Origin of the sequence: Mycobacterium sp. 852002-10029_SCH5224772, assembly GCF_001667315.1 — a bacterium.
In the GTDB taxonomy this organism is placed as follows: domain Bacteria; phylum Actinomycetota; class Actinomycetes; order Mycobacteriales; family Mycobacteriaceae; genus Mycobacterium.
On the sequence record NZ_LZHT01000112.1, the window covers coordinates 1 to 19,944 of the forward strand.

Here is a 19,944-nt window from a genome sequence, read left to right on the forward strand (position 1 = left end):
TATAAGAGGCCCCAGACGCGCCTCCGGCCCCGGACGCGCCGTTGCCCCCGGCTCCGGACGCTCCGCCGGCTCCGGACGCTGCGCCGCCGGCGCCCGCGGGATTCGACCCGAACGTTCCGCCTCCGGGCCCGGACGTCCCGCCGCCCCCGCCCGTCAGGGCGTACAGCGTGAACTGGGACGCGATCGCGCAGTGCGAGTCCGGCGGTAACTGGGGGATCAGCACCGGCAACGGCTTCTCGGGCGGCCTGCAGTTCACCCCGAGCACCTGGCGCTCCAACGGGGGCAGTGGCTCCCCGTCCGGCGCGAGCCGCGAGGAGCAGATCCGCGTCGCCGAGAACGTGCTGCATTCGCAGGGCATCGGCGCGTGGCCGGTCTGCGGACGCCGCGGCTGATCGACGGCTTCGCCGCCATACATATAATGAGTGCCGGGCCCCGTGCCCGGCACTCCTTCACTCCAGCCGTCGCCGCGCCCGGCGTCGGGTAGCGTCGGCCCCGTGACCGCAACGCCGCGCGAATTCGACATTGTGCTGTACGGGGCCACCGGCTTCGTCGGGAAGCTCACCGCCGAATACCTGGCCGGCTCGGCACCGGACAAACGGATCGCGCTGGCCGGCAGATCGCCCGACCGATTGCGTGCCGTCCGCGACACGCTGGGCGAAACCGCGCAGTCGTGGCCCGTCCTGAACGCGGACGCCTCATCGCCCTCGACGCTGAACGAGATGGCGGCCCGCACCCAAGTCGTCATCACCACGGTCGGCCCCTACGCCCGCTACGGGCTGCCGCTGGTGGCCGCCTGCGCCGCGGCGGGCACCGATTACGCCGACCTGACCGGGGAGGCTCCGTTCGTGCGCGAGAGCATCGACCAATTCCACAAACAGGCCGCGGATACCGGCGCCCGCATTGTGCATGCGTGCGGATTCGATTCCGTCCCTTCGGACCTCAGTGTGTATGGGCTGTACCGCGCGGCGCGTGACGACGGCTCCGGCGAGTTGGTCGACACCGACCTGGTGGTCCGTTCCTTCTCCGGCGGGGTGTCCGGCGGCACCGTCGCGTCGATGTTGGAGGTGCTGGACACCGCCTCCCGCGATCCCGAGGCCCGCCGCCAACTCGCCGACCCGTACACGCTCAGCAGCGACCGCGGCGCCGAGCCCGACATCGGCCCGCAGCCCGATCTGCCCTGGCGTCGAGGTCGTCGGATCGCGCCGGAACTGAGCGGGCTGTGGACGGCGGGCTTCTTGATGGCGCCGTACAACACCCGAATTGTGCGGCGCAGCAACGCGTTGCTGGACTGGGCCTACGGCCGTGACTTGCGTTACAGCGAAAGCATGAGCTTGGGGTCGTCGCCGATCGCGCCGGTCGCCTCCGCCGTGGTGGGCGGGGTTGGGGCCGCGACGTTCGGCCTGGGCAGCCGTTATTTCCGGCTGCTGCCGCGTCGGCTGGTGGAGCGCATCGTGCCGAAACCCGGCACCGGCCCCAGTCCGGCCACCCGGGAGCGCGGCTACTACCGCATCGAGACCTACACCACGACGAGCACCGGCGCCCGGTATGTGGCGCGCATGGAGCAGCGCGGAGACCCCGGCTACAAGGCGACGTCGGTGTTGTTGGGGGAGTGTGGCCTGGCGCTGGCATTCGACCGTGACAAGCTCCCAGACTTGCACGGCGTCCTCACGCCCGCGGCTGCGATGGGCGACGCGCTGCTGGACCGCTTCCCCGCCGCGGGCGTGTCATTGCAGGTTGACCGGCTCGGGGAGTGACCCGGCTCACGGTTCGGGCACTTACACGAGGGTAAACAGCGCTCCCTAGAATTGACGGGTGACCGCCAGCCGCAGCCCCGCCACCGACCTGCCCAAGTCGTGGGATCCCACTGCGGCCGAAAGCGCGATCTACCAGACGTGGGTGGACGCCGGATACTTCGCGGCGGACCCGGCCAGCGCCAAGCCCGGCTACTCGATCGTGCTGCCACCGCCCAACGTGACCGGCAGCCTGCACATGGGTCATGCGCTGGAACACACGATGATGGACGCCCTGACCCGCCGCAAGCGGATGCAGGGATATGAGGTGTTGTGGCAGCCGGGCATGGACCACGCCGGTATCGCCACGCAGAGCGTGGTGGAAAAGCAGCTTGCGGTCGACGGCAAGACCAAAGAGGACTTCGGCCGGGAGCTGTTCGTCGAGAAGGTCTGGGACTGGAAACGCGAGTCCGGCGGCGCCATCGGCGGCCAGATGCGCCGGCTCGGTGACGGGGTGGACTGGAGCCGCGACCGGTTCACCATGGACGAGGGCCTGTCACGGGCGGTCCGCACGATCTTCAAGCGGCTCTATGACGCCGGGTTGATCTATCAGGCCGAGCGGCTGGTCAACTGGTCGCCGATTCTCGAGACGGCGATCTCGGACCTCGAGGTCAATTACCTTGACGTCGAGGGCGAACTGGTGTCCTTCCGGTACGGCTCGATGGACGACGCGCAACCGCACATCGTGGTCGCCACCACCCGGATGGAGACGATGCTCGGTGACACCGCCATCGCGGTGCATCCCGACGACGACCGCTACCGCCACCTGGTCGGCACCAGCCTGCCGCACCCGTTTGTGGACCGCCAACTCGTGGTGGTCGCCGACGAGCACGTGGACGCCGAATTCGGCACCGGCGCAGTCAAAGTCACGCCAGCGCATGACCCCAACGACTTCGAGATCGGGATGCGGCACCAGCTGCCGATGATCTCGATCATGGACACCCGGGGCCGGATCACCGGCACCGGAACGCAATTCGACGGCATGGACCGCTTCGAGGCCCGCGTCGCGGTGCGCGAGGCCTTGGCCGCCGACGGCCGGATCGTCGAGGAGAAGCGGCCCTACCTGCACAGCGTCGGGCACTCCGAGCGCAGCGGCGAGCCGATCGAGCCGCGGCTCTCGCTGCAGTGGTGGGTCCGGGTGGAATCACTGGCCAAGGCGGCCGGCGACGCGGTGCGCAACGGGGACACCGTGATTCATCCGGCCAGCCTGGAACCGCGGTGGTTCGCCTGGGTCGACGACATGCACGACTGGTGCATCTCCCGGCAGCTGTGGTGGGGACACCGCATCCCGATCTGGTACGGGCCCGACGGTGCACAGCGCTGCGTGGGACCCGACGAAACGCCGCCAGAAGGCTGGGAGCAAGACCCCGACGTCTTGGACACCTGGTTCTCCTCGGCGTTGTGGCCGTTTTCCACCCTGGGCTGGCCGGAGAAGACTCCCGAGCTTGAAAAGTTTTACCCGACAAGCGTTCTGGTCACCGGTTACGACATCTTGTTCTTCTGGGTGGCCAGGATGATGATGTTCGGCACCTTCGTCGGTGACGACGACGCCATCACCCTGGACGGCCGCCGCGGCCCGCAGGTGCCGTTCACCGATGTCTTCCTGCACGGGCTGATCCGCGACGAGTCGGGCCGCAAGATGAGCAAGTCCAAGGGCAACGTCATCGACCCGCTGGACTGGGTGGAACTCTTCGGCGCCGACGCGCTGCGGTTCACGTTGGCCCGCGGCGCCAGCGCCGGCGGCGACCTGTCCGTCGGCGAGGACGCTGTCCGGGCGTCGCGCGCTTTCGTCACCAAGCTGTTCAATGCCACCCGGTTCGCGCTGCTCAATGGTGCCAGCCCGGCGCCGCTACCCGATCTCGTGGAGCTGACCGAAGCCGACCGCTGGATCCTCGGGCGGCTGGAAGAGGTTCGCGCCGAGGTGGATTCGGCGCTCGACGGTTACGAGTTCAGCCGGGCCTGTGAGGCGCTCTACCACTTCACGTGGGACGAATTCTGCGACTGGTACGTCGAGTGGGCGAAGGTGCAACTCGCCGAGGGCAACGCGCACACCACCGCGGTGCTGGCCGAGGTGCTCGACACACTGCTGCGGCTGCTGCACCCGGTGATCCCGTTCGTCACCGAGGCGCTGTGGCAGGCCCTGACCAACCAGGAGTCCCTGGTGATCGCCGAGTGGCCGAAATCGTCGGGTATCGCGCTGGATCCTGTTGCGGCGCAATGGGTCGACGATGCGCAGAAGCTGATCACCGAGGTGCGGCGGTTCCGCAGCGATCAGGGTCTGGCCGACCGCCAGAAGGTGCCGGCCCGCCTGGCCGGTGCGGGGAACCTGAGCGCGCATGTGATGGCCCTGACCTCGCTGACGGCACCGGGTCCCGACTTCAACCCGACGGCGTCACTGGAGGTGCGGCGGGGGCTCGGCACAGACCTCGTCGAGATCGACACCTCGGGCACGATCGACGTCGCCGCCGAGCGTCGCCGGCTGGAAAAGGATCTGGCCGCGGCGCACAAGGAGTTGGCGTCGACCACGGCCAAATTGGCCAACGAGGACTTCCTGGGCAAGGCGCCGCAGAACGTCGTCGACAAGATCCGGGACCGTCAACGCCTGGCCCAGGAAGAAACCGAGCGGATCAACGCGCGGCTGGCCGGGCTGCAATGACGGAGCCGCCCGAGTGGGCTGAAGACCCCGAAGCCCCCAGCGAGGTCCCCTCCCCGGACCCCACCCCGGACGAGATCGCATCCTTGTTGCAGGTCGAGCATCTGCTGGACCAGCGCTGGCCGGAGACCAAAATCGAGCCGAGTCTGACCCGGATCAGCGCGCTGATGGACCTGTTGGGTTCCCCGCAACTGGCCTACCCGTCGATCCACGTCGCCGGCACCAACGGCAAGACCTCGGTGGCCCGCATGGTCGACGCGCTGATCACCGCGCTACAGCGTCGCACTGGGCGCACCACCAGCCCCCACCTGCAGTCGACGGTCGAACGCATCTCGATCGATGCCAAGCCGATCAGCCCGGCGCAGTACGTGGCGACCTACCGCGAGATCGAGCCGTTCGTGCAGATGGTTGACGCGCAATCGCAAGCCGACGGCGGACCCGCCATGAGCAAGTTCGAGGTGCTGACCGCGATGGCCTTCGCCGCGTTCGCCGACGCCCCCGTCGACGTCGCCGTGGTCGAGGTGGGGATGGGCGGCCGATGGGATGCCACCAACGTGATCAACGCGCCGGTGGCGGTCATCACACCGATCGCCATCGACCACGTCGAATATTTGGGCGACGACCTGGCCGGCATCGCCGGGGAGAAGGCCGGCATCATCACCAGGGCGCCCGAGGGCGCGCCCGACACCGTGGCGGTCATCGCGCGCCAGGCGCCCGAGGCGATGGAAGTGTTGCTCGCTCAAACCGTGCAAGCCGATGCCGCGGTGGCCCGCGAGGATTCGGAGTTCGCCGTGCTGGGCCGCCAGGTCGCGGTCGGCGGGCAGGTGCTGCAGTTGCAGGGGCTTGGCGGGGTGTATTCCGATGTCTACCTGCCGCTGCACGGCGAACACCAGGCGCACAACGCGGCGCTGGCGTTGGCGGCGGTCGAGGCCTTCTTCGGCGCCGGCGCGCAGCGTCAGCTCGACGTCGAGGCCGTCCGCGCCGGTTTCGCCGGCGTCTCCAGCCCCGGCCGGCTGGAGCGGATGCGCAGCACGCCCACGGTGTTCCTCGACGCCGCGCACAATCCCGCCGGCGCGGCCGCGCTGGCGCAGACGCTGGCCGGCGAATTCGACTTCCGCTATCTGGTCGGGGTGCTCAGCGTGCTCGCCGACAAGGACGTCGACGGCATCCTCGCCGCCCTGCAGCCGGTGTTCGACGCCGTCGTGGTGACCCACAACGGGTCCCCGCGCGCGCTCGACATCGAGTCACTGGCCCTGGCGGCGCGCGAGGCATTCGGGCCCGACAGGGTGAGCACCGCCCAGAACCTGCGCGACGCCATCGACGTCGCGACCGCGCTGGTCGACGACGCCGCGCTCGACGGGAACGCGGAAGACTTCTCCGGAACCGGCATCGTCATCACCGGCTCGGTCGTCACCGCCGGCGCGGCGCGCACCCTGTTCGGACGTGATCCGCAGTGAGCCAACCGGACTCACCCGAGAACCCCGAGGAGCCGACCCCGCCGCCCCAGGCCGACCCCTGGCGCAGCTTCGGCGCGGTGATGGCCCTGACGCTGTTTCTGGAAGCGATCGTGGTGCTGCTGGCGATACCGGTGGTGGGCGCGGTCGGCGGAGGCCTGACGACGGCGTCGCTGACCTACCTGATCGGCCTGGCCGTACTGCTGATCCTGATGGGCGGGGTGCAGCGCAAACCCTGGGCGATCTGGGCCAACCTCGGCGTGCAGGTGATCCTGCTCGCCGGCTTCGCCGTGTACCCCGGGGTGGGGTTCATCGGTGTGCTGTTCACCGGGCTGTGGGGCTTGATCGCCTACTTCCGGGCCGAGGTTCGGCGCAGACAGGGGTAGGCCGGCGGCAAGGACCAGCACGGACCCGCTGCTTTGCCACCTGGTTATGTACGCTGTCCGCCGTGACCGAACGGACATTGGTACTGATCAAGCCGGACGGCGTCCAGCGACAGCTGGTGGGGGAGATCATCGGCCGCATCGAGCGAAAAGGCCTCACCATCGCCGCGCTGGAACTCCGGCACGTAGGCCAAGATCTCGCCGCCGAGCATTACGCGGAACATGAGGGCAAGCCATTCTTCGCGTCGTTGCTGGAATTCATCACCTCGGGGCCGGTGGTGGCGGCCATCGTGGAGGGACCGCGGGCGATCGCGGCGTTTAGGCAGCTCGCGGGCGGTACCGACCCGGTTGAGAAGGCGATCCCCGGCACGATTCGGGGTGATTTCGGGCTGGAGACGCAGTTCAATCTGGTGCACGGTTCTGATTCGATCGAGTCGGCGAAGCGAGAAATCGGGCTCTGGTTTCCCGGCGCCTAGAGCTGCGACGATCGGTCCCGCGGCGCGGAAATTACCGGGGTTCGCCCGACCGGGCTGCATCAGGTGTGGGTTAGCCGCCGACGTGATGTGGGATACTGATCTCGGGTGAACGTCGCCGGACCGGCGTCAGACACCCGAATGAAGACTTGGACAAGCGCGACCATAGCCTCGTCGCCTTGGTTTGCTGCATGTCAGGCCGTCATTCAGCACGGCGCCGAGTGGGTTCTAACCTGAGCCGCTCGGGGCGAGACCATCACAAGCCCGGGAGAAGTGACCCGGGCCTATAGCGAAGCCCTCGCGTGGCCGCGTCGCAAAGACGCGCCCGGGGGCTTGAGGAGAATACGTGGTAGACGGTGCACCGACTGCAGACCCATCAGAAGAATCGACCCGGCCCGAGGACCTGCCCGACCGGTTGAGGGTCCATTCGCTGGCCCGAACGCTGGGAACCACCAGTAAGCGGGTGCTGGACGCGCTCAGCGCGCTGGATGGGCGGATTCGCAGCGCACATTCCACCGTGGACCGCGCCGACGCGGTGCGGGTGCGTGACCTGCTGGCTGCGCAGCCCCAGGAAACGCCCGAGAACGTCGAAGGCGGCGGCGAAGACACCGACGCCGACGAACCCGAATCCCGGCTGATGCTGGAAACCCCCGACAACGCCGCCGAGCGGCCGCATTACATGCCGCTCTTCGTCGCTCCCCAGCCGCTCGACAGCGACGACGACAGCGGCACCGACGACGAGGGCGCTGACTCCGACGATTCCGACAGCGACGACGACGACGACGAGGAGCAGGCCGATCGGTCGCCGAACCGGAGGCGCCGTCGCGGCCGTCGGGGCCGCGGCCGCGGGCGCGGCGAGCAGGGCGGACCCGAGGGGAACGACGGCGACGACGACGAGCCGCAGGGCCGGGGCAAGAAGGGCGCCCAGTCCGAATCCGGTGATTCCGACGACGCCGACGACGAAGATTCCGACGACGGCGACGACTCCGACGGCGGTGACGATGGTTCGTCCGAGGGTGGCAACCGCCGCCGCCGCAGGCGCCGCCGGCGCAAATCCGGATCGGGCGACGACAACGACGAGGGGTCATCGTCCGACGATCCGCCGAACACGGTGGTGCACGAGCGGCCGCCCCGTAACGGCAAGGGCGGCGGCGCAGATGACTCCGCCAGCTCGAACAACGAGATCAAAGGCATCAACGGCTCGACGCGCCTGGAGGCCAAGCGGCAACGGCGCCGGGACGGCCGCGACGCCGGACGCCGCCGCCCCCCGGTGCTGACCGAGGCGGAATTCCTGGCGCGCCGTGAGGCCGTCGAGCGGGTGATGGTCGTCCGTGACCGGGTCCGCAGCGAGCCGCCGCATCAGGGTTCGCGCTATACCCAGATCGCGGTGCTCGAGGACGGCATCGTCGTGGAGCACTTCGTCACCTCGGCGGCGTCGGCCTCCCTGGTGGGCAATATCTACCTCGGCATCGTGCAGAACGTGCTGCCCTCGATGGAGGCGGCGTTCGTCGACATCGGCCGCGGCCGCAACGGTGTGCTCTACGCCGGCGAGGTCAACTGGGAAGCCGCCGGACTGGGCGGATCCGACCGCAAGATCGAACAGGCGCTCAAACCGGGCGACTATGTCGTCGTCCAGGTCAGCAAGGACCCGGTGGGGCACAAGGGCGCGCGGCTCACCACGCAGGTGTCGCTGGCGGGCCGCTACCTGGTGTACGTGCCCGGTGCGTCGTCGACCGGGATCAGCCGCAAGCTGCCCGACACCGAACGCCAGCGGCTCAAGGAGATCTTGCGCGAGGTGGTGCCGTCCGACGCCGGGGTGATCATCCGGACCGCGTCCGAGGGCGTCAAAGAAGAGGACATCCGCAGCGACGTCACCCGCCTGCAGGAGCGCTGGAAGCAAATCGAGGCCAAGGCGATCGAGGTCAAGGAGAAGGCCGCCGGCGCCGCGGTGGCCCTCTACGAAGAGCCCGACGTGCTGGTCAAGGTCATCCGTGACTTGTTCAACGAAGACTTCGCCGGGCTCATCGTCTCCGGTGACGAGGCCTGGAACACTATCAACGAATACGTGAATTCCGTTGCGCCCGACCTGGTTTCGAAGCTGAACAAGTACGAGCCCGCCACCGGGCCGGACGGTTCGGGCGGACCGGACGTGTTCGCGGTGCATCGGATCGACGAGCAACTGGCCAAGGCGATGGACCGCAAGGTCTGGCTGCCCTCGGGCGGCACGCTGGTCATCGACCGCACCGAGGCGATGACCGTGGTCGACGTCAACACCGGCAAGTTCACCGGCTCCGGCGGCAACCTCGAGCAGACGGTCACCAAGAACAACCTCGAGGCGGCCGAGGAGATCGTGCGCCAACTGCGGCTGCGCGACATCGGCGGCATCGTGGTCATCGATTTCATCGACATGGTGCTCGAGTCCAACCGTGATCTGGTGCTGCGCCGGCTCACCGAGGCGCTGGCCCGTGACCGCACCCGCCATCAGGTGTCGGAGGTGACTTCGCTCGGTTTGGTGCAGCTGACCCGCAAGCGGCTGGGCACCGGGCTGGTCGAGGCCTTCTCGACGTCGTGCCCGAACTGCGGCGGCCGCGGCATCTTGCTGCACACCGACCCGGTGGATTCGGCGCCGTCGAACGGCCGCAAGTCCGAATCCGGGGGCCGCCGCGGCCGGCGCAAGAAGAACAAGGCCGAGGAGCCGGTGGTGGCCAAGGTGCCCGTCCACTCTCCCGGCGAGCACCCGATGTTCAAGGCGATGGCGGCCGGCTCGTCCACGCACGCGGCATCCGATGACGACGAGTCCGACGAGGACACCGAGGAAGGCGCCGACGAGTTCGACCAGAACAAGGCGGCCCGTGACGAGGACGTCGCGGACACCGACCAAGAGGACTTCGACGACACCGACGACGATGACACCGACGACGATGACGACGATGACGACACCGACGATGACGACACCGACGATGACGACGCCGACGACGATGAGGACTCGGACGACGACGACCTCGATGACGAGGAGGACCTGGGCGACGATGACGAGGATCTCGAGCTAGACGACGACGACCTGGACGCCGAGGACTCCGACGACACCGACGATTCCGACGCTGGGCAGGGTTCCGCTGGGGCGGACCAGGGCGCCTCGGCCCCCGGACGCCCCCGCCGCCGACGCGCGGCGGGCAGGCCGGCCGGCCCGCCGATCCCTACGGATTGAACGCGCTACGCCCGGTCGTGTCCGGTTTGACCCTGTAGCCGCTGGTCACGTACCCTTGGACAGTTGTCGTCAGGCCGGGTGACTAAGCTTTGGCCGGCGGCAGCGGGGCTCCCGGGAAATCGGCGCAGGCCCGCAACCTCGACCCACCACGTGCACCGCGGCTGGTTCGCGCGCGAGGCGCGCTGAGCAGCGGCTAGAAGAAGGAGCAGAGCAACGATGGCGACCTACGCAATCGTCAAGACGGGCGGCAAGCAATACAAGGTCGCCGTCGGGGACGTGGTCAAGGTCGAGAAGCTCGAGTCCGAGCCGGGTTCGAACGTGTCGCTGCCGGTCGCACTGGTGGTAGATGGCGCCAAGGTGACCACCGACGCGGCCGCGCTGGCCAAGGTCGCGGTCACCGGCGAGGTGCTCGAGCACACCAAGGGCCCCAAGATTCGCATCCACAAGTTCAAGAACAAGACCGGCTACCACAAGCGTCAGGGACACCGTCAGCAGCTGACGGTCCTGAAGGTCACTGGCATCAAGTAGTAAGGCGAAGACATGGCACACAAGAAGGGCGCTTCCAGCTCGCGCAACGGTCGCGATTCCGCCGCGCAGCGGCTGGGCGTGAAGCGATTCGGCGGCCAGGTCGTCAAGGCCGGAGAAATCATCGTCCGGCAGCGCGGCACCAAGTTCCACCCGGGCGTGGGTGTCGGGCGCGGCGGGGACGACACGTTGTTCGCCAAGGAAGCCGGATCCGTCGAATTCGGGATCAAGCGCGGCCGCAAGACGGTCAACATCGTCGCGGCCGGGCAAACCACCGACTGAGCGCCGCGAGCGTGCACCCACTGCGATAATTCGAGGGAATTCTCGCAGTAGCCGCACGTTCGGCGAGCGAGTCGGGTGAGAGGACCCACGATGCCTCGGTTCGTCGACCGCGTCGTCATCCATGCACGCGCCGGGTCCGGCGGTAACGGCTGCGCCTCGGTCCATCGCGAGAAGTTCAAGCCGCTGGGCGGCCCCGACGGCGGCAATGGCGGCCGCGGCGGCAGCATCGTCTTGGTCGTCGATCCGCAGGTCCACACCCTGCTGGACTTCCATTTCCATCCCCACGTCACCGCGCCGTCGGGCAAACAGGGGATGGGCAACAACCGCGACGGCGCCGCCGGCACCGACCTGGAAGTCAAAGTCCCCGACGGCACGGTCGTCCTCGACGACAACGGCCGGCTGCTGGCCGACCTGGTCGGCGCGGGCACCCGCTTCGAAGCCGCCGCCGGCGGCCGCGGCGGCCTGGGCAACGCCGCGCTCGCCTCGCGCGCACGCAAGGCCCCCGGCTTCGCGCTGCTGGGCGAGCAGGGCGAGACCCGCGACCTGACGCTGGAACTCAAGACCGTCGCCGATGCCGGCCTGATCGGTTTCCCGTCGGCGGGCAAATCGTCGCTGGTGTCCACGATCTCGGCGGCCAAACCCAAGATCGCCGACTACCCGTTCACCACGCTGGTGCCCAACCTCGGCGTCGTGTCGGCGGGCGAGCACACCTTCACCGTCGCTGATGTTCCCGGCCTGATCCCCGGTGCCTCGCAGGGCCGCGGCCTGGGCCTGGATTTCCTGCGGCACATCGAGCGGTGCGCCGTGCTGGTGCACGTCGTCGACTGCGCCACTGCGGAGCCGGGCCGTGACCCGATCTCCGATATCGACGCGTTGGAGGCCGAACTCGCCGCGTATACGCCCACCCTGCAAGGGGATGCGACGTTGGGTGATCTTGCCGAGCGGCCGCGCGCGGTGGTGCTCAACAAGATCGACGTTCCTGAGGCGCGTGAGCTGGCCGAATTCGTGTTCGACGAGATCGCCGAGCGCGGTTGGCCGGTGTTCATGGTGTCGACGGTCGCGCGAGAAGGCTTGCAGCCATTGATCTTCGGGCTGTGGAAGATGATCGCGGACTACAACGCCGCGCGGCCGCAGATCGTGGTGCGACGTCCGGTGATTCGTCCGGTTCCCGTCGACGACAGCGGTTTCAAAGTTGAGCCCGATCCCCAGCAGCCGGGCGCCTTCGTGGTCAGCGGCGCGCGCCCCGAACGGTGGATCCGCCAGACCAATTTCGACAACGACGAGGCCGTGGGATATCTCGCCGACCGGCTGGCGCGCCTCGGTGTCGAAGAGGAGTTGCTGCGGCTGGGTGCCAAGTCCGGCTGCGCGGTGACCATCGGAGCGATGACATTTGACTGGGAGCCGCAGACGCCGGCGGGAGTCGACGTCACGATGACCGGCCGCGGTACCGACGTGCGGCTGGAACGCAGCGAGCGCGTCGGCGCCGACGAGCGCAAGGCCGCACGGCGTCGCCGACGCGAACCCGGCGAGGAGTCGTGAGCGTCCACCGCGACATCATCCGCAATGCGCGCAGCCTGGTGGTCAAGGTGGGGACCAACGCGCTGACCACACCGGCGGGGGTGTTCGACGCGAGCCGGCTGGCCGGGCTCGCCGACGCGATCGAAGCGCGGATGAAGGCGGGGACCGACGTCGTCATCGTGTCTTCGGGAGCCATCGCAGCCGGCATCGAACCACTCGGATTATCTCGTCGCCCCAAGGATTTGGCGACGAAACAGGCCGCCGCCAGCGTCGGTCAGGTCGCACTGGTGAATTCGTGGAGCGCCGCGTTCGGCCGTTATGGCCGCACGGTCGGTCAGGTGCTGCTGAGTGCGCACGACATCTCGATGCGGGCCCAGCACACCAACGCGCAGCGCACGCTGGACCGGCTGCGTGCCCTGCATGCGGTGGCGATCGTCAACGAAAACGATACGGTGGCCACCAACGAGATCCGGTTCGGCGACAACGACCGGCTTTCGGCGCTGGTGGCTCACCTGGTCGGCGCCGAGGCTCTGGTGTTGTTGTCCGACATCGATGGGCTCTACGACTCCGATCCGCGTAAAACCCAAGGCGCGCGGTTCATCCCGGAGATATCGAGCTCGGCGGATCTGGTCGGTGTCAACGCCGGGCCGGGCAGTGATCTGGGCACCGGCGGGATGACCTCGAAGATGTCGTCAGCGCTGCTGGCCGCCGACGCCGGCGTGCCGGTGCTGCTGGCCGCCGCGGCCGACGCGTCGACCGCGCTCACCGACGCGTCCGTCGGCACGGTGTTCGCCGCACGCCCGGTGCGGATGTCGGCGCGGCGGTTCTGGGTGCGCTACGCCGCCGAGGCGGCCGGCGCCCTGACGCTGGACGAGGGGGCGGTGCGCGCCGTGGTGGGCCAGCGCCGCTCGCTGCTGCCCGCCGGGATCACCGCGGTCGCCGGGCGGTTCTACGCGGGCGACGTCGTCGAATTGCGCGACCCGGACGCGGTGATGGTCGCCCGTGGCGTGGTCGCCTACGACGCGACGGAACTCGTCACCATGATGGGGCGTTCGACCAGCGAGCTGCCCGGCGAGCTGCGCAGGCCTGCCGTGCACGCCGACGATCTGGTGGCCGTGTAAGTCCGGCGTTGGGTCAGTGTTCCGAGGTTGGCTTGAGATACAGTGCGCCCCACACGATCTCGGCGAGCGTGGCGGCCAGCTCGGCGTCGTAGTCGGGCGGCCGTGCCGGTAGGTTTTGCTGGCAGGCGCGCTCGACCATCCAGGTCAGCGCGCTGGCGGTGGTCAGCGGCGCCAGTTCGGCGCGGATTGAGCCGTCGGCCTGGCCCCCTTCGATGACACGGGTGAGCTGCTCGGAGATGCCGGTCAGCAGATCGCGATACGTTTCCCCGGTCAGCGGGTCGTAGGCGGCCATCTCGTTGAGCGCGACCAGCACCGCCTGATGCCGTCGGTAGGTGGCGATGATGCTGCTCATCGCCGTGCGCACGTCGTCGGGGTTATGGCGCCCGGCCACGGCCCACCACCGCCGCGCGCCGTCGGTCAGATCGCCGAACACCTGCCCGGCGAGGCGGCGCAGCAGATGGCCCTTGTCCTCGAAGTAGATGTAGAAGCTGGCGCGGGAGATGCCGGCCTCGCCGGAGAGCCGGTCCACGCTGAGCTCGGTGAAGCTCGCGCCGTCGCGCATCAGGCGCTCGGTGGCGTCGAGCAGCCGGCGCTCCATCTGCTCGCGCCGCTGCTCGCGGCCCACGCCTCGGTGGCCCTGCGGCTTGCGGGTGAGCGACGGCATGCGGCGAGCATAGCCGAGCATTCGACATCTTGACTAGACATACCGTCTAGGCATAGCGTCGTGTGCAGCTTGTGATCGGGGTCATACGAGAGAGGATCACCCACCATGGCTGTGATGACGGGTACACCCGGGGCCGAGAAATCCGGCCGCGCCTACGACGAGATCGACCTGTCCTCGCGAGCGTTCTGGTCGACGTCGGCGGCGGATCGGGAACGCTCGTTCGCCACGCTGCGCGCCGAGCGCCCCGTGAGCTGGCATCCACCGGTGGAAGAAGCCGCGCTGAAGGAGCCTGACGATCCGGGCTTCTGGGCGATCACCCGGCACGCGGACATCGTCACGGTCAGCCGCACCCACGAGGTGTTCCTGTCCGGCAGGGGCGTGCTATTCGAGAGCTATCCCGAGGAGGTGCTCGAGTCGACGCAGTCCTTCCTGGCGATGGACCCGCCGCGGCACACCAAGCTGCGCAAGCTGGCGACCGCCGCGTTCACCCCGAGACAGGTGCGCCGCATCGAAGACTCGATCAAGTCGAACGCCAAGACCATCGTCGAGGAACTGAGGGCCGCCGGCAGCGGAGCCGATTTCGTCGAGCACTGCGCCAAGGAACTACCGCTGCGCACGCTGTCGGACATGATGGGGATTCCGGACTCCGAGCGCGAGTCGGTCGCACACGCCGCCGACGCCTTGGTGTCGACAAACGACCCGGTCTATCTCGCCGGCCGCAACCCGATGGAAGTCCTGTTCGAAAACGTGATGTATCTGCATCAAGTTGCGGGTGCGCTGGCCGCCCAGCGACGCGAGCACCCCCGCGACGACCTGTTCAGCAGCCTGGTGAACGCCGACGTCGACGGCGATCGACTGACCGACGCCGACGTGGCCGCATTTTTTGTGCTGCTCGCCGTGGCCGGCAACGACACCACCCGCCAAACCACCAGCCACGCGCTCAAAGCGCTCACCGATTTTCCGGAGCAACGAGCGTGGCTGGCCGAAGATTTCGATAGCCGCATCGGCATGGCAGTCGAGGAATTCATCCGCTACGCCACCCCGGTGATGACCTTCCGTCGCACCGCCGCAACGGATTTCGAGTTGGGCGGCCAGACCGTCGGCGCGGGGGAGAAGGTGGTCATGTTCTATGCGTCCGGCAACTGGGACGATGCGGTGTTCAACCAACCGGATCGATTCGACCTGAGCCGAGACCCCAACCCGCACGTCGGTTTCGGTGGCGGCGGACAGCATTACTGCCTGGGGACACATGTGGCGCGGGCGCAGCTGCGCGCCATCTTCGGTGAGTTGCTCCGACAGCTGCCCGATTTCGAGGCCGGCGATCCGGAGTACCTGGCGGGCAACTTCATCCACGGCATCCGCAGCATGCCGTGTACCTTCTAGGCCAGCTCGCCAATCAAAAGCGCCAGCAATTCGGAGCACCCGTCGTCGACCTTCACGGTGGCCAGGTCGTCGCCGCGGGTAGGCCCGCGGTTGACGATGGCGATCGGCATGCCCAGCGTGGCGGCGTGCCGCACGAATCGATAGCCGGAGAACACGGTCAGCGACGACCCGGCGACCAGCAGCGCGTCAGCCTGCTCGACTATCCGATACGCCTCTGCCACAACGTCTTTGCGTACACTCTCGCCGAAGTAGACGATGTCTGGTTTGAGCATGCCGGTGCAGCGCACGCAGTCGAGGTAGCGGAACGATGCGGTATCGGCCACGACGGCGTCCGCGTCGGGGGCCACCGCCAGCCCGCCGATCGCCTCGGCGCGTTCGATGAATCCGGGGTTGAGCGCTTCAAGCCGTTCGGCTAGCGCGGCACGGCTGATGGTGTGGCCGCAGTTCAGGCAGATCACCCGCGCGTAGGTGCCGTGCAGGTCGATGATGTTTCGACTGCCGGCCTTGGTGTGCAGCAGGTCGACGTTCTGGGTGATCACGCCGGTGACCACCGACGCGTCCTCGAGTGCGGCCAGCGCCCGATGGCCCGCGTTGGGCAGCGTGCTGTCCATGTGCCGCCAACCGACGTGGTTGCGCGCCCAGTACCGCTGCCGAAACGCCGTGTCGCCGATGAACTGGCGGATGGTCATGGGATTGCTCGGCGGTGAATCGGGCCCGCGGTAGTCGGGGATGCCGGAATCGGTGGAAATGCCCGCGCCCGTCAGCACCGCGATCCGGCGACCGGCCAGCAGCGCGACCAGCTCCGGGGATTCTGCGCAGGCGACCGCCACCCTCTCAGGGTACGGATCACGCTGGGTCGAGGCAGTCCGCCGCGGTCGTGAGCTCGGCGGACATGTTCTGCTCCATCATCTTGCAGGCCGCCGCGCCCAGGTCGGGGTCGATGTGGGCGACGGCATCCGTCGGGATCACGACGGGGAAGTGCCGCACGTAGGCATCCAGGGCCGTGTAGAGGATGCATTGCTCGGTGACCTGGCCGGTGATGATCAACCGCTTGGTGTCCAGCCGGCCGAGCAGGTACGCCAGCGCCGTCGAATAGAAGGCACTGTGGCGCACCTTGGTCATGAGGCGGCTGCCCTCGGCGGGCGCGATCGGCTTCACCAAATCGGGCCGCGCGCCGTCGAGCGCCGAGCGGACGATTCCGGAGAACTCGGCGGTGAAATCGCCGTAGTTATCGTTGACGTAGATCAGGTCGACCTTGTCGGATGCACGTGCCCGCTGCACCAAATCGGTCAAAGGCTCGATGATCTTTTCGACATTGGGTATTAGATCTTCAGCGTCGGGATGTTGATACGTATTCATCATGTCGACCACCAGGACAGCAGTGTCGCTCATGCCGTGGGGATACCCGGCGGCGGGGAGTTGACACCCTCGGAGCGACAATGGAAGGGCGATGGACTTTTACAACGCTTACAGCCAGGGCTTTGCCCGCGTCGCCGCGTGCACGCACCACACCGTCATCGGTGACCCCGCCGCGAACGCCGAGTCGGTCCTGCGGCTGGCCCGGGAGTGCCACGACGACGGCGTCGCGCTGGCCGTGTTCCCGGAACTGACGCTGTCCGGGTATTCGATCGAAGACATCGTGATGCAAGACCTGTTGCTCGACGACGTCGAAAGGGCCATCGCCGACATCGTGGCGTCTTCGGCCGAGTTGTTGCCGGTCTTGGTGGTCGGCGCGCCGGTCCGCCACCGGCACCGCATCTACAACGCCGCCGTCGTCATCCACCGCGGTGTAATGCTCGGGGTGGTGCCGAAGTCCTATCTGCCCACCTATCGGGAGTTCTACGAGCGCCGCCAGCTCGCCCCCGGAGACGACGAGCGCGGCACCATCCGCCTCGCGGGCCCGGGGCAGGCCTACGAGGCGCCGTTCGGTCCCGACTTGCTCTTCGCCGCGTCCGACCTGCCCGGCTTCGTCCTGCACGTGGAGATCTGCGAGGACATGTTCGTGCCGATTCCGCCCAGTGCCGAGGCCGCGTTGGCGGGCGCGACGGTGCTGGCCAACCTGTCCGGCAGCCCGATCACGATCGGCCGTGCCGAGGACCGCTGCCTGCTGGCCCGTTCGGCGTCGTCGCGATGCCTGGCCGCTTACGTGTATTCGGCTGCCGGGGAAGGCGAGTCGACGACCGATCTGGCCTGGGACGGTCAGACGATGGTGTTCGAGAATGGTGTGCTGTTGGCCATGTCCGAGCGCTTCCCCAAAGGGGAGCGACGCAGCGTCGCCGACGTCGACATCGAATTGCTTCGCGCGGAGCGGCTCCGGATGGGCACGTTCGACGACAACCGGCGTCACCACCGGACGATGGCGGAGTCGTTCCGGCGCATCGAGTTCCGGCTGGACCCGCCGGGCGGCGACATCGGGCTGCTGCGCGAGATCGAGCGCTTCCCCTTCGTGCCCGCCAACCCGCAACGGCTGGAACAGGATTGCTTCGAGGGTTACAACATCCAGGTCGCGGGCCTCGAACAACGTTTGCGCGCTTTGGATTTCCCGAAGATCGTCATCGGCATTTCCGGCGGGCTCGACTCGACGCACGCGTTGATCGTTGCCGCCCGCGCGATGGACCGCGAACAACGGCCGCGCAGCGACATTCTGGCGTTCACGCTGCCCGGCTTCGCGACCGGGGATCGCACCAAGCGCAATGCAATCGACCTGTGCCGCGCCCTGGGTGTGACGTTCTCCGAGATCGACATCCGCGAGACCGCGCAGTTGATGCTCAAGGAGATCGATCATCCCTTCTCCCGCGGCGAGAAGGTCTATGACGTCACCTTCGAGAACGTCCAGGCCGGCTTGCGTACCGACTACCTGTTCCGGCTGGCCAACCAGCGCGGCGGCATTGTGTTGGGCACCGGTGACCTCTCCGAGCTGGGGCTGGGTTGGTCGACCTACGGTGTCGGCGACCAGATGTCGCACTACAACGTCAATGGCGGCGTGCCCAAGACGCTGATCCAGCACCTGATCCGCTGGGTGATTTCCTCGGAGCAGTTCGAGTCGGAGGTCAGCGAGGTGCTGCAGTCGGTGCTCGACACCGAGATCACACCGGAGCTGGTGCCCAGCGGCGAAGAGGAAGAGTTGCAGAGCAGCGAGGCGAAGGTCGGCCCGTATGCGCTGCAGGACTTTTCACTGTTCCACGTGTTGCGCTTTGGATTCCGGCCGTCGAAGATCGCGTTCCTGGCCTGGCACGCGTGGAGCGATACCGAGCACGGCAATTGGCCGCCGGGCTTTCCCGAAGACACGCGGCCGTCGTACTCGCTCAAGGAAATTCGGCACTGGCTGCAGGTTTTCGTGCAGCGGTTCTACTCGTTCAGCCAGTTCAAGCGCTCGGCATTGCCCAACGGGCCCAAGGTGTCGCACGGCGGTGCGCTGTCACCGCGGGGCGACTGGCGCGCTCCGTCGGATATGTCGGCGCGCATCTGGCTCGACGAGATCGAACGCGAAGTCCCCGAAGACTAGCGTCGGTCCGCCGCGTGCAGCGCGGCTAAGACGCGTTCCGACACGCCTTTTCGATCGCCTCGGCGTCCGGTGCGCAATCACCGGCGCCGGGCACCAGCGTCGCCAACGCACCCGCCGCGCAGGCGCGCTGCAACGCGAGTCGCCGCTCATCCGGCGAGCCGGGATTGGGTGGCCAATTCGCGGCCAGCACACCGGCGAACACGTCGCCGGCCCCGGTGGTGTCCACCGCGTCCACCGCGGGGGAGGGCACCGAGTACTCGCCGTCGGCGCCAACGTAGCGGGCGCCGCGCGAACCCAGTGTGACCACCAGATGCGTTGGGTGCCAGGGCCATTCGTTGGCCTCCTCCTCGTTGGTGATCACCACATCGGCGGCGGCCGCCAAGTCGCCCAGCGAAGCGGGATCCTGGCCGGCCGGTGAGGCGTTCACGACGACGACCGCTCCGGCCGAACGCGCGTGTTGCGCCGCGGCGACCGCTGTGTCGACCGGAATCTCTAGCTGGGTCAACATCACATCGCAGTTGGCGACCACACTGCGGGCACGGTCATCGGTCAGCGTGAAACGCCCGTTGGCGCCCGGCGCGACCACGATGGTGTTCTCGGCGTTGGCATCGACGACGACGATGGCGGTCCCGCTCGGCCCGGGGACTTCGACGGCCCCGTCGAGCCCGACGCCGTTGGCCAGCAGGTGGTCGCGCAACTGCCCGGCAGCGGCGTCGTCGCCAACCGCCCCGACGAACTGCACGCGCGCGCCTGCGCGCGCGGCCGCGACCGCCTGATTGCCGCCCTTGCCGCCCGGGGCCTGTGTCAAGGACGACGCCAACACCGTTTCGCCGGGCCGCGGAAGAGCGCCCACGCCCAGCGACAGATCGATGTTCACACTGCCGACCACACATACCCCTGCCATGGGGCCCGACGTTAGTCGCGTCGCGCTGGCCATGCACACCTGGGACACCAGCACTTTTGGCGCCGATCGCGTCACGGCAAA

General features: G+C 68.1%; 17 protein-coding genes. 13 read left to right on the forward strand and 4 right to left on the reverse strand.

Going from position 1 to position 19,944, the window contains the following annotated elements:
- Positions 1 to 41 precede the first annotated feature (41 nt).
- The 11 genes from A5775_RS25925 (at position 42) to proB (ending at position 13,407) form a co-directional block, all read left to right on the forward strand.
- Positions 42 to 392 carry a transglycosylase family protein gene (locus tag A5775_RS25925; RefSeq protein WP_082953096.1) on the forward strand — a complete coding sequence of 117 codons (351 nt, stop codon included), beginning with the start codon at positions 42 to 44 and terminating at the stop codon, positions 390 to 392.
- 102 nt (positions 393 to 494) lie between these two features.
- Positions 495 to 1,754: a trans-acting enoyl reductase family protein gene (locus A5775_RS20330; protein ID WP_067256378.1), complete on the forward strand. Its 1,260-nt coding sequence runs from the start codon at positions 495 to 497 to the stop codon at positions 1,752 to 1,754.
- Positions 1,755 to 1,812: 58 nt separating this feature from the next.
- Positions 1,813 to 4,446: a valine--tRNA ligase gene (locus tag A5775_RS20335; protein WP_067256381.1), complete on the forward strand. Its 2,634-nt coding sequence runs from the start codon at positions 1,813 to 1,815 to the stop codon at positions 4,444 to 4,446.
- Complete coding sequence (locus A5775_RS20340) at positions 4,443 to 5,900, forward strand: folylpolyglutamate synthase/dihydrofolate synthase family protein (RefSeq protein ID WP_067256383.1); 1,458 nt, start codon at positions 4,443 to 4,445, stop codon at positions 5,898 to 5,900. The genes A5775_RS20335 and A5775_RS20340 overlap by 4 nt, the downstream gene beginning before the upstream one ends.
- Positions 5,901 to 5,980: 80 nt before the next feature.
- Positions 5,981 to 6,283: a DUF4233 domain-containing protein gene (locus A5775_RS20345; protein ID WP_156660785.1), complete on the forward strand. Its 303-nt coding sequence runs from the start codon at positions 5,981 to 5,983 to the stop codon at positions 6,281 to 6,283.
- A gap of 62 nt (positions 6,284 to 6,345) precedes the next feature.
- A complete protein-coding gene (gene ndk / locus A5775_RS20350; RefSeq protein ID WP_067256389.1) occupies positions 6,346 to 6,756 on the forward strand; it encodes a nucleoside-diphosphate kinase in 411 nt (136 codons plus the stop codon).
- A gap of 343 nt (positions 6,757 to 7,099) precedes the next feature.
- Positions 7,100 to 9,961 (forward strand): Rne/Rng family ribonuclease, encoded by a 2,862-nt coding sequence (locus tag A5775_RS20355; RefSeq protein WP_067256392.1) that lies wholly within the window; start codon positions 7,100 to 7,102, stop codon positions 9,959 to 9,961.
- A 216-nt stretch (positions 9,962 to 10,177) separates the two neighbouring features.
- Positions 10,178 to 10,489, forward strand: a complete 312-nt coding sequence (gene rplU / locus A5775_RS20360; protein ID WP_067171206.1) for a 50S ribosomal protein L21 — start codon at positions 10,178 to 10,180, stop codon at positions 10,487 to 10,489.
- A gap of 12 nt (positions 10,490 to 10,501) precedes the next feature.
- Positions 10,502 to 10,768, forward strand: a complete 267-nt coding sequence (gene rpmA / locus A5775_RS20365) for a 50S ribosomal protein L27 (RefSeq protein ID WP_067256394.1) — start codon at positions 10,502 to 10,504, stop codon at positions 10,766 to 10,768.
- 90 nt (positions 10,769 to 10,858) lie between these two features.
- Positions 10,859 to 12,307, forward strand: a complete 1,449-nt coding sequence (gene obgE, locus A5775_RS20370) for a GTPase ObgE (RefSeq protein WP_067256398.1) — start codon at positions 10,859 to 10,861, stop codon at positions 12,305 to 12,307.
- Entirely contained in the window at positions 12,304 to 13,407 is a 1,104-nt protein-coding gene (gene proB, locus A5775_RS20375; RefSeq protein ID WP_067256400.1) for a glutamate 5-kinase, read from the forward strand. The genes obgE and proB overlap by 4 nt, the downstream gene beginning before the upstream one ends.
- A gap of 13 nt (positions 13,408 to 13,420) precedes the next feature.
- Here proB and A5775_RS20380 read toward each other — a convergent pair whose 3' ends face one another.
- Positions 13,421 to 14,071 (reverse strand): TetR/AcrR family transcriptional regulator, encoded by a 651-nt coding sequence (locus tag A5775_RS20380; protein ID WP_067256402.1) that lies wholly within the window; start codon positions 14,069 to 14,071, stop codon positions 13,421 to 13,423.
- A gap of 105 nt (positions 14,072 to 14,176) precedes the next feature.
- Between A5775_RS20380 and A5775_RS20385 the strand changes: the two genes are divergently transcribed.
- Entirely contained in the window at positions 14,177 to 15,454 is a 1,278-nt protein-coding gene (locus A5775_RS20385; protein ID WP_067256403.1) for a cytochrome P450, read from the forward strand.
- On the opposite strand, the gene A5775_RS20390 is transcribed toward A5775_RS20385, so the two are convergent.
- Positions 15,451 to 16,284: an NAD-dependent deacetylase gene (locus tag A5775_RS20390; protein ID WP_067256405.1), complete on the reverse strand. Its 834-nt coding sequence runs from the start codon at positions 16,282 to 16,284 to the stop codon at positions 15,451 to 15,453. The genes A5775_RS20385 and A5775_RS20390 overlap by 4 nt on opposite strands.
- Before the next feature lie 16 nt (positions 16,285 to 16,300).
- Positions 16,301 to 16,846, reverse strand: a complete 546-nt coding sequence (locus A5775_RS20395; protein WP_067256407.1) for a cysteine hydrolase family protein — start codon at positions 16,844 to 16,846, stop codon at positions 16,301 to 16,303.
- A 58-nt stretch (positions 16,847 to 16,904) separates the two neighbouring features.
- Here A5775_RS20395 and A5775_RS20400 point away from each other — a divergent pair, with 58 nt between their 5' ends.
- The gene (locus tag A5775_RS20400; protein WP_067256410.1) at positions 16,905 to 18,959 is read left to right on the forward strand and encodes an NAD(+) synthase; all 2,055 of its coding nucleotides are present in this window, start codon (positions 16,905 to 16,907) and stop codon (positions 18,957 to 18,959) included.
- A 25-nt stretch (positions 18,960 to 18,984) separates the two neighbouring features.
- Here the strand turns inward: A5775_RS20400 and A5775_RS20405 are convergent, their stop codons facing one another.
- On the reverse strand, positions 18,985 to 19,863 hold the full coding sequence (locus tag A5775_RS20405) for a ribokinase (RefSeq protein ID WP_067256412.1): 879 nt from the start codon (positions 19,861 to 19,863) through the stop codon (positions 18,985 to 18,987).
- Between the last annotated feature and the right edge of the window lie 81 nt (positions 19,864 to 19,944).